Origin of the sequence: Bacillus sp. B2-WWTP-C-10-Post-4 (assembly GCF_009183805.1) — a bacterium.
Lineage (GTDB): Bacteria > Bacillota > Bacilli > Bacillales > Bacillaceae_G > Bacillus_A > Bacillus_A cereus.
In genome coordinates, this window is the sequence record NZ_WEII01000156.1 from 1 (window position 1) to 7115 (window position 7115).

Here is a 7115-nt window from a genome sequence, read left to right on the forward strand (position 1 = left end):
GATTTATAGAATATTGGAAGATGAAAGGTTTTGAGAATTTTATTAGGAGCACAAAACGATTTTAGGATAGCTTTAAAGCTAGTGTAAAATGACGTTTGCTTCATCATTTTCAGGGCCGAAAGGAATTAGGGGAAAGCATCTTGTGTTAAAATGCGGCTATGAATCATCTAAGAGGGGGAAGTGAAGTGGCAAACAAAGAATTGAAAAGAGGTTTAGAAGCACGTCATATTCAAATGATTGCTTTAGGCGGAACGATTGGTGTTGGTTTGTTTATGGGATCAGCCAGCACAATTAAATGGACAGGTCCGTCAGTAATGCTTGCTTATGCAATTGCAGGTATTTTCATCTTCTTCATCATGCGTGCCATGGGAGAAATGTTGTATATGGAGCCAAGTACAGGCTCATTTGCGACATTCGGTCATAAGTATATTCATCCACTAGCTGGTTATATGACAGCGTGGAGTAACTGGTTCCAGTGGGTTATCGTTGGGATGTCAGAAATTATCGCGGTTGGAGCGTATATGCAATATTGGTTCCCGGATTTACCAGCTTGGATACCAGGTATAATTGCAATGGTTATTCTTGGTGCAGCTAACTTAATTTCTGTTAAGTCATTTGGTGAATTTGAATTTTGGTTTGCGATGATTAAAATCGTTACGATTCTATTAATGATTATTGCAGGATTTGGCCTTATTTTCTTCGGAATTGGTAACGGCGGAGAAGCGATTGGCATATCTAATCTTTGGTCAAATGGCGGTTTCTTTACAGGTGGTTTTTCAGGATTCTTCTTTGCATTATCACTTGTAGTTGGAGCGTATCAAGGTGTGGAATTAATTGGTATTACTGCTGGTGAAGCGAAGGATCCAAAGAAGACACTTACAAGAGCGATTCAAAGTACAATTTGGCGTATTTTAATTTTCTACATCGGTGCTATTTTCGTTATTGTAACTGTGTATCCGTGGGATCAATTAAGTACAATTGGTAGCCCGTTCGTAGCAACTTTTGCGAAGGTTGGTATTACGGCAGCAGCTGGCCTTATTAACTTCGTTGTTATTACAGCAGCAATGTCTGGTTGTAATAGTGGTATTTATAGTGCTGGACGTATGCTGTATACGTTAGGTGTAAATGGACAAGCACCGAAATATTTCACGAAACTTTCTGGAAATGGTGTGCCTTTATTTGGTACAGTTGGCGTAATTATCGGTCTGGCGGTTGGTGTTGTTTTAAGTTACATCGCACCGAAAAACTTATTCGTATATGTATATAGTGCGAGTGTACTTCCTGGTATGGTACCATGGTTCGTCATTTTAATTAGTCAAATTCGTTTTAGGAAAGAAAAGGGAGCAGAGATGAAAGATCATCCGTTCAAAATGCCATTTGCTCCTGTAACAAACTATTTAACAATTGCCTTTTTAATTATGGTATTAATCGGAATGTGGTTTAACGATGATACACGCATTTCATTAGTTGTAGGTATTATTTTCTTAGCTATCGTTACAATTAGTTTCTATGCTTTCGGAATAGGAAAGCGAGCTCCGTTAGACGTTCAAAATAATAAAGAGATTTCAAGTAAATAAAGAAGAGGCTGTTCATCTGGAACAGCCTTTTCTTATTGTTGTTATTTGTCGATAAATCGATATAACTTGTCGAATCGTTGATATAATTTGATTTGTGATAGATATATTCGAAAAATCGTTAATATAATTTCACATACTACCTATCACTATCATGATTAAAATTTCTCTAATACGATTTTCCCAATGGTGTGCCCGCTTTCAAGTAGTGTATGTGCTTTCTTTAAGTTTTCAGCGTTAATCGGTGTTAATGTTTCATTTAAAGTAAGAATCCTTTACTTCTATATTATAGATGGTGAAATATTGCTATGTAAAAAAATACCCTTTTTTTATGCAAGCTGTACTGATAGTCTAGAAGGAGTTTATTTCTAAAAAGAAGAATTTTTTACTGTATTACTTTATCCAAAACTAAATGTAAAGGTGGATACATAATGACAGTAAAGAAACTTTATTTCATCCCAGCAGGTCGTTGCATGTTGGATCATTCGTCTGTTAACAGTGCGTTAACACCGGGGAAACTATTAAACTTGCCGGTGTGGTGTTATCTTTTGGAGACGGAAGAAGGTCCTATTTTAGTAGACACAGGTATGCCAGAAAGTGCAGTTAATAATGAAGGGCTTTTTAACGGTACATTTGTTGAAGGACAGATTTTACCGAAAATGACTGAAGAAGATAGAATCGTGACTATATTAAAGCGTGTAGGGTATGAGCCAGACGATCTTTTATATATTATTAGCTCTCACTTACATTTTGATCATGCAGGAGGAAACGGTGCTTTTACAAATACACCGATTATTGTGCAGCGAACCGAATATGAGGCAGCACTTCATAGAGAAGAATATATGAAAGAATGTATATTACCGCATTTGAACTACAAAATTATTGAAGGGGATTATGAAGTGGTACCAGGTGTTCAAGTATTGTATACGCCAGGTCATTCTCCAGGCCATCAGTCGCTATTCATTGAGACGGAGCAATCCGGTTCAGTTTTATTAACGATTGATGCATCGTACACGAAAGAGAATTTTGAAGATGAAGTGCCGTTCGCAGGATTTAATCCAGAATTAGCTTTATCTTCAATTAAACGTTTAAAAGAAGTTGTGGCGAAAGAGAAACCAATTGTTTTCTTTGGTCATGATATAGAGCAGGAAAAGGGTTGTAGAGTGTTCCCGGAGTATATATAGTGCAAAAAGTCATGAGTTCGCGTGCTCATGACTTTTTCATTTAAATAATTTTTTTAAATAAATTATAAACTTTTTTTGAACTATCTTCGTTTAACTGATAGTACGTAAGGTTTACATCATCAGGAGTATCTTGCTGAGCAATCATCACTTCGCTGCTGTGATGATCAACTATCCATATGAAATATTTTTTATAAGTTCCATCCTCGAAAGTAATCCACATATCACAATCTATTAAATCTGATCCTTCTTCATCCAATGTTAATTTTCCTTTTTTTGCGGTATTCATACTGTTAATAAATGTTTTTAATTCATCTGTTTTTGTGAGAAAGATATCCTTTTTTGTTTTAATTGATTCTACATGTATATCTTTTATTTCCTGCTTTCCTAAAAAAACAGGGGGCTCATTTGGATCTCGCGAGCTTGAAATAATAGTAGCTTTCTTTTTCGGTTTGTTTGCAGTATAGAGATCTTGAATAGATTTTCCCGAGTTTACAAACCATACAATTCCACAAATAATTAATACGCTACCTAGCAATAAAATACTTTTTTTAATAGGATTTTCTCCTCTCTATTACTTCGTGTGAAGAGCTTTTCTATTAATATATGATAGGTAAGCGTAAAGTATTATAGTTGAACTTGGTTATGCTTCACAGTTTTTATCGGGCGATCTATGAGTAAATTGTAAGTGAGCCCAATTAATACGAAAATGCCACCGATAACTTTACCAATTGAGAGTTCATTTGTCAGGAAGAAATCAATAATAGTCCCCGCAAATAATTGTCCGATAAAGATGAGTAATGTTAAATAAAAGGCTGATATTTTAGGAGTAATATAGTTGGATAATGAAATAACGATAACGCCTACTAATCCGCCTAAGTACACGGCGATAGGAATAGATTGCAACGTATGAATAGGGATATACAATGAATCTGAACTGAAAATTAAAAATAACATAGAGAAAAATAATCCAGTAATATAATTGAAAAATGTGCCTTCCCAGTTTCCAATTTCCTTTGCTAAATTCGCGTTAATAATTCTAGCAACGACGATAGAAACACCAGCTAAAATAGCGATCGTAATATATAACATTTTCTTGCCCCCATTAATAAATTGTCATGATTATAATTCCAGAAGAGATGAAACATAATCCAATTAGTTTTTTCTTTTCAAACTTTGCAACTTTCATTCCTAATAAGCCGAAATGATCGATAATGATGGAAGCAATAGATTGACCGAGTAAACTTAATGCGATCGTAATAGAAGCACCAAGGACGGAGAAACTTATATTGTTAAAAAGAACAGTGAATACTCCAATCGCTCCAGCGCTATATAAAAAAAGTGGAATACTTTTATCGAAACGAATTTTATTTTTGTTTATGATTAAAATGAAGATAACTGCAATTAAACCGACAAGGTGAATGACCACGCTTGCTGTGTACTTGCCAATTAACTCAGATAAAATCCCATTCAGTGGAAGCATAACGGCGATGAGCACACCAATAAAGACAGAAAGAAAGTTATACAATGTAATATCCCCTTTTTATTTCATATTTGTAATGACTGTATCATGCTGAAATTGTGTATTGTTATGACATATGTCATAGTGGAAGAAGAAAATTTTGATTACAATGGGGATGAGTTGTAAAGGTGGGGAACTATGAAGAAAGTATGTAATTCTATTAAATTAGCAGAGTATATGAAGAAAAATAATATTGATTCATTTTTTAGTCATGATATGAAGCCATATATGGAACTTATATTTTTTAAAAAGAATGAGTTTATTTGTAGAGAAAATGAAGAGATAGATTATTTATATTTCTTTGTTGAAGGAAAAGCGAAAGCGTTTAACACATTAAGTAACGGGAAATCCGTATTACTGTGTTTTTATGATAGTTTGCAGTTACTTGGAGATGTGGAGTTAATTCATTCCCAAAGGATTACATCAAATGTACAAGTAATGGCAGATTCATATTGTGTTGGTTTACCATTAGGAAAAGTGAGAAATAAGCTATTTCATGATGCGAAATTTTTAAGATGTATTTGCGGATCATTGGCACATAAATTAAACCGACTTTCCAAAAACAGTACAATTAATTTATTGTATCCGCTTGAAAATAGACTTGCGAGTTACATGTTAGCAGCAGGGGAACGAGCAGTTCAGCATGAAAATAGAATTGTGTTTAGTGGGAATTTAACGGAAATAGCGGAGTTGTTAGGAACGAGCTATCGGCATTTGTTACGTACTTTGAATCTCTTTTGTGATAAAAATATAATCAAGAAAAACAATGGTTGTTTTGAAGTAGTGAATGTAGAAGTTTTGAGGGAATTGGCTGCAGATGTTTATAAATAATATATTAAAGTAGGGATTAAGATGAAAATAGCTATAATTTCAGATATCCACGGAAATAGTCACGCTTTAAAATCGGTATTAAAAGATATTACACGTCGCAAGGTCGAAATGATAATAAATTTAGGAGATAGTGTGTATGGGCCGTTAGAGCCTTTAGAGACAATTGAAATATTAATGAGTAGCGAGATGATACATATTAAAGGCAATTGTGATCGCATGCTTTGGGAACCTATACAAGAGCAATCTGCTACACTAACTTTTGTTCAAAATCAATTAACAAATTATCATATAGGTTGGTTAAAACAACATCCTTCACAATTTATTGTAGACGATATGTTATGTTGTCACGGTACGCCAACTTCAGATGAAGTGTATTTGTTAGAAGAGATGAATGAGAATGGTGCAATATTAAAGAATGAAAAAAATATAATGGATCAACTCCAAAATATAGAACAAAAAATAATAGTATGTGGTCATACACATATTCCTAGAGTTGTTTATTTAGCGAACGGAAAGATCATTATAAATCCAGGAAGTGTAGGACTTCCAGCATACAAAGATGAGTTACCTGTTATGCATAAAATGGAATCAGGAACTCCGCATGCAAAATATGTAGTGATAGAAAAGGTTTTGGGAGAATGGACAATTGAACAAATTTCAGTTCCTTATAATTGGGAAGAAGCTGCTGGATTGGCTGTTCAACAAGAAAGATATGACTGGGCACAGGCGCTAAAGACTGGGAAGATAGAATGAAGGGGAGTTTACTTTATGGTAAACTGCTCTTTTTTATTTTGAGTAGATATTGAATCATATAAAAAGAAAATGTTATGATTATGGAAACGTATGAATATATGAATAAGTATTCATACGTTTAAGAAGAGGAGGGATTAGAATGAAAGATCTAATTATTATTGGGGCGGGTCAAGCTGGATTAACAATGGGATATTACTTGAAGCAAGAAGGGTATAATTTTTTATTACTTGAGGCAGGAAAACAAGTTGGTGATTCATGGAGAAATCGATATGATTCTTTGCAGCTTTTTACCTCAAGGTCTTACAGTAGCTTGCCGGGTATGACGTTAATAGGTGAAAAAAATGAATTTCCATATAAAGATGAAATTGCAACTTATTTAGAAGAATATGCAAAACATTTTCAATTACCGGTACAATTACAAACGGAAGTTCTAAAAATAAAGAAAGAAAAAGAAATATTTGAATTACATACTCCTACAGAAATTTTACAAACGAAAAAAGTTATTATCGCATCAGGTGCTTTTCAGCAACCGTTTATTCCCTCAGTTTCAGCAAATCTATCATCACATATTTTTCAAATACATTCATCACAATATAAATCACCATCACAAATTCCTAAGGGAAAAGTACTAGTAGTAGGTGGTGGGAATTCAGGAATGCAAATTGCAGTAGAACTGGCAAAGACTCATGAAGTTACGGTGTCTATTAGTCATCCTTTAACGTTTTTACCGTTACAACTTTTTGGAAAAAGTATTTTTAATCTGCTAGAAAAAGTGGGTTTATTGTACGCTGAAATAAATACAAAGAGGGGAAGATGGTTTCAGAAGAGAAAGGACCCTATTTTCGGTTTTGAAGGTAAGAAACTTATTCGTAATGGAGCAATCAAACTGCAAGAAAAAGTAGTAAGTGCATCAGGAAATAACATTATGTTTCAGAATGGTGATATTTATAGTGCAGAAAGCGTTATATGGTCAACTGGTTTTGTTCAAAATTATAATTGGATTGAAATTGAACAGGCAGTGAATGAGAAAGGATTTCCTAATCATATAAAGGGAATCAGTCCAGTAAAAGGATTGTATTATATCGGTTTACCATGGCAATCTCAAAGGGGTTCCGCACTTATTTGTGGTGTAGGAAAGGATGCAGCGTATGTACTTTCTGAAATCAAAAAAATAGATCAGTAGCGATAACTACTGATCATCCATATGTACATGAATTAGGAGAGGTCAAACATTTATTAACTTTATTATAATAG

General features: G+C 34.1%; 8 protein-coding genes and 1 pseudogene. 5 read left to right on the top strand and 4 right to left on the bottom strand.

Features of this window, described 5'->3' with window-relative positions; all coding sequences use genetic code 11:
* The first annotated feature begins 185 nt into the window (after positions 1-185).
* Positions 186-1577, top strand: a complete 1392-nt coding sequence (locus GBN78_RS27530) for an amino acid permease (RefSeq protein WP_001284405.1) — start codon at positions 186-188, stop codon at positions 1575-1577.
* A 155-nt stretch (positions 1578-1732) separates the two neighbouring features.
* Here the strand turns inward: GBN78_RS27530 and GBN78_RS27535 are convergent.
* A pseudogene (locus tag GBN78_RS27535) lies at positions 1733-1840 on the bottom strand (zinc-binding alcohol dehydrogenase family protein); the annotation flags it as partial.
* A gap of 165 nt (positions 1841-2005) precedes the next feature.
* Between GBN78_RS27535 and aiiA the strand changes: the two are divergent.
* The gene (gene aiiA, locus GBN78_RS27540; RefSeq protein ID WP_000216583.1) at positions 2006-2758 is read left to right on the top strand and encodes a quorum-quenching N-acyl homoserine lactonase AiiA; all 753 of its coding nucleotides are present in this window, start codon (positions 2006-2008) and stop codon (positions 2756-2758) included.
* 40 nt (positions 2759-2798) lie between these two features.
* On the opposite strand, the gene GBN78_RS27545 is transcribed toward aiiA, so the two are convergent.
* The 3 genes from GBN78_RS27545 to GBN78_RS27555 form a co-directional block, all read right to left on the bottom strand.
* On the bottom strand, positions 2799-3293 hold the full coding sequence (locus GBN78_RS27545) for a YhfM domain-containing protein (RefSeq protein ID WP_000901696.1): 495 nt from the start codon (positions 3291-3293) through the stop codon (positions 2799-2801).
* Positions 3294-3382: 89 nt separating this feature from the next.
* Entirely contained in the window at positions 3383-3847 is a 465-nt protein-coding gene (locus GBN78_RS27550; RefSeq protein ID WP_000965812.1) for a DMT family transporter, read from the bottom strand.
* Between the two features lie 13 nt (positions 3848-3860).
* Positions 3861-4283: a DMT family transporter gene (locus GBN78_RS27555; protein ID WP_000282256.1), complete on the bottom strand. Its 423-nt coding sequence runs from the start codon at positions 4281-4283 to the stop codon at positions 3861-3863.
* Positions 4284-4415: 132 nt separating this feature from the next.
* On the opposite strand from GBN78_RS27555, the gene yeiL reads away from it, so the two are divergent.
* From yeiL to GBN78_RS27570, 3 genes are all read left to right on the top strand, one after another.
* Positions 4416-5108: a transcriptional regulator YeiL gene (gene yeiL, locus GBN78_RS27560; protein WP_000754829.1), complete on the top strand. Its 693-nt coding sequence runs from the start codon at positions 4416-4418 to the stop codon at positions 5106-5108.
* 21 nt (positions 5109-5129) lie between these two features.
* A complete protein-coding gene (locus GBN78_RS27565) occupies positions 5130-5861 on the top strand; it encodes a metallophosphoesterase family protein (RefSeq protein WP_000684254.1) in 732 nt (243 codons plus the stop codon).
* 139 nt (positions 5862-6000) lie between these two features.
* The gene (locus GBN78_RS27570; protein ID WP_088046465.1) at positions 6001-7044 is read left to right on the top strand and encodes a flavin-containing monooxygenase; all 1044 of its coding nucleotides are present in this window, start codon (positions 6001-6003) and stop codon (positions 7042-7044) included.
* Positions 7045-7115 lie beyond the last annotated feature (71 nt).